The sequence below is a fragment of the Nitrosophilus sp. genome, from assembly GCF_982775275.1.
In genome coordinates this window covers 1-2924 of record NZ_CEXZHP010000186.1, presented here as the reverse complement: position 1 = coordinate 2924, position 2924 = coordinate 1, and the positions used below count along the sequence as shown (strand labels likewise).

5 protein-coding genes are annotated in these 2924 nt (G+C 30.7%); 1 reads left to right on the top strand and 4 read right to left on the bottom strand.

Annotation, left to right across the window (positions count from 1 at the left end):
* Positions 1-143: 143 nt before the first annotated feature.
* Positions 144-1142: an alanine racemase gene (locus tag AC30RD_RS07915; protein WP_489493923.1), complete on the top strand. Its 999-nt coding sequence runs from the start codon at positions 144-146 to the stop codon at positions 1140-1142.
* Here the strand turns inward: AC30RD_RS07915 and AC30RD_RS07910 are convergent.
* From AC30RD_RS07910 to ribA, 4 genes are read right to left on the bottom strand one after another with little or no spacing between them, the layout of a single operon-like run.
* Complete coding sequence (locus tag AC30RD_RS07910) at positions 1122-1478, bottom strand: hypothetical protein (protein ID WP_489493922.1); 357 nt, start codon at positions 1476-1478, stop codon at positions 1122-1124. The two genes, AC30RD_RS07915 and AC30RD_RS07910, sit on opposite strands and share 21 nt — an antisense overlap.
* A 14-nt stretch (positions 1479-1492) precedes the next feature.
* Positions 1493-1708, bottom strand: coding sequence for a PP0621 family protein (locus AC30RD_RS07905; protein WP_489493921.1), 216 nt, complete (start codon positions 1706-1708; stop codon positions 1493-1495).
* Positions 1698-2258: a 16S rRNA (guanine(527)-N(7))-methyltransferase RsmG gene (gene rsmG, locus AC30RD_RS07900; RefSeq protein ID WP_489493920.1), complete on the bottom strand. Its 561-nt coding sequence runs from the start codon at positions 2256-2258 to the stop codon at positions 1698-1700. Before rsmG ends, AC30RD_RS07905 begins: the two co-directional genes overlap by 11 nt.
* Position 2259: 1 nt before the next feature.
* On the bottom strand, positions 2260-2823 hold the full coding sequence (ribA, locus tag AC30RD_RS07895) for a GTP cyclohydrolase II (RefSeq protein ID WP_489493918.1): 564 nt from the start codon (positions 2821-2823) through the stop codon (positions 2260-2262).
* Positions 2824-2924 lie beyond the last annotated feature (101 nt).

Genomic DNA, 2924 nt, shown 5'->3' with positions numbered 1-2924 from the left:
TGTGTTTTTGAGCTCTCTTTCCAAATCGTCATCTAAACGAACACTTGTTATCATCGCCATTCTCCTTAATACGTATTACAGTATTATATAATTATTTGCTTAGTTGTGTAAAGATTAAAGAGATAAAATGCTAAAATAAACATATGGGATATATTAAATTAAGCAAAAAAGCGTTTTTTCATAATCTTGATATTATTGCAAAAAAAGCTAAAGATATCTCCAAAGTGGCATTGGTTTTAAAAGATAACGCCTATGGGCACGGACTTTTGGAGATCTCTTCATTAGCAAATGAGTATGGAGTAAAAAAAGCCGTTGTTAGAAATATTTATGAAGCAAAAAAGATAGAAAAATTTTTTGATTATATTTTGGTTTTGGCAGATATACCCAATGAACTTTTGGATTTTAATATAGCAATAAATAGGTTAGAAGATCTAAAAAAAGTCCCTAAAAATTCAAAAATCGAGTTAAAAATAGATACGGGTATGCATAGAAGCGGCATTTTACCGGAACAAATCAAAGAGGCTTTTATAATAATCAAAAAGAAAAATCTAAAATTAAATGGAATTTTTACCCATTTTAGAAGCGCAGATGAGCTCAGCAGTGAGCTTTTTTGGCAAGATAAAAACTGGGAAAATATAAAAAAAAGCGTAAAAGATATTTGTAAAAGTTACGGGTTTAACCCCCATTTTCATAGTGCAAACAGCGCAACGCTTTTTAGGCTCGGCTGCAAAGATGACTTTGCAAGGGTCGGGATAGCAGCTTATGGATATTTGGAGATGGATGAGGCTTTTGATATACCAAATTTAAAACCGGTTTTATCTCTTTGGGCGAAAAAGATCTCAGGAAGAGTCCTAAAAAAAGGGCAAAGAGTAGGATATGGTGGAGCTTTTGAAGCAAAAGAGGATATGGTAATCTCAACATACGATATAGGATATGCGGACGGATTTTTTAGATGCGAAAATTTAGAGTTTGATGATTTTAAAATCCTTGGAAGAGTATCTATGGATAATATGATATTAAACAAAGATGATGAAGAGATTTGCATAATAAAGGACGCAAAATATTTAGCAAAAAAATTCAATACCATAAGTTACGAAATTTTGGTTAAGCTCTCACCTTTTTTAAAAAGGGTCATCTCTTAAAAGAACTCCGTCTATTCCCAATTTTGCAAACTCTTCTATTTCCCAAGGAAAAACTATTTTTACTAAAACTTTTGAATCAAATAGATATTCGTCAGCGATATTTTGGATCTTTTTTGCCGATTTTTTATCTACTATTATAAACTCGGCATCAAAGTTATTCGCAAAAACAGCTTCTAAAATAGAATCGGTTTTTATAGCAAAAGATATATCGTTTTCTTTGCAATAAGTTAAAAGCTCTTTATCAAAATCAAATAGAAGGGTTTGTTTTGGAGAAGTTTTTTTAATATCTTCAATATTTTTTATCTCAAAAAAATCATCAAACTTTTTTATAATCATTTTTTCCCTTAAAATTAATCTGCGTTAGCACACTCTTTTGAACAGTAATATTTTCCGTTTTTGATAATAGCCTCTTTTGAACTAACATAGGTTTTGCATTTATGGCACTCTACCATAATATCCTCGTCTTTGTCGCTATTTTTTTTGCTATTTTGAATAGGTTTGGCTTTTATAAAAAAATAGTAAACCCCAAAAATAATCGCCGCTAAAATCAAAATCTTAAATAACATCTTTACCCTTTAAAAATAGATATTTTCTTTTTTTGTTTTCATATATTTTATAATCTTTAATGCCATCTAACTCATCTTTTAGATTTTCTCCCTTATAAAAAATAAGTATAGTATCTTTATCGATAAAATCTCTTATCAAAAAAATTAGATCTTTTGTTTTCATAACGGCTCTTGATGTTATAAGATCCGCTTTGAAAGGTTTGATATCTTCTACTCTTTTTTTTATAATCTCAACATTTTTCAAATCGAGCAAACTTTTTATATAGTTTAAAAAAGCCGCTCTTTTATTTCTTGGCTCAACCAGATACCATTTTGTATCGGCCATAGCCATTGCCAAGATTAGTCCCGGAAAGCCGGCACCCGTTCCTACGTCTAAAGCAATATTTGGTTTAATATCCAAAAACTTTAATGGATAAAGAGAGTCTTTTATATTTTTCTCAATCTCCTCTTTTGTTTTTGCACCGGTTAGATTATGGACTCTGTTCCATTGTAATAATTTTTCAATAAATATTTTTTTTTCTATTTCAAAATTCTTAATCTTTAATCCCATATTAAAGCATATGCCCCATTTTCTCTTTTTTTATCTGTAAATATTTTAGATTATGGGGATTTGGTTTGACTTTTACGGGGATTCTCTCAACTATCTCTATACCTTTTAAACTCTCAATTTTTTTGGGGTTGTTTGTTAATAATTTTATCTTTTTTATATTGAAATGGTTCAATATATATTCAACCATTTCATAGGTTCTCTCATCTGCATTAAACCCAAGCTGATGATTTGCTTCAATAGTATCAAGCCCTTTATCTTGGAGAGCGTAAGCGTTTACTTTGTTTAAAAGTCCTATATTTCTTCCTTCCTGTCTAAGGTATATCACCATTCCTCCATGGTTTGCTATAAAATTTAGCGCAAATTCCAGCTGCTCTCCGCAATCGCACTTTTTACTACCTAAAGTATCTCCCGTTAAACACTCCGAATGCACCCTCACAACCGGTATTTGAGGGAGGTTTTCAGTGTAGATTACGAGATGTTCTTTATGATTTTCTTTAAAACATTGAATTTTGAAATTTCCATATTTTGTAGGAAGATTTGCAACATCAGAGATTTTAATCCTCATTTTCCTCTTCTTTTGGTAAAATTGTATGAAATTATAGCATAGTTAGAATGGTTAAAATGGTTGAGTGAGCAAGCGCAAAGCGAAGCTTTAGGAAGTAAACT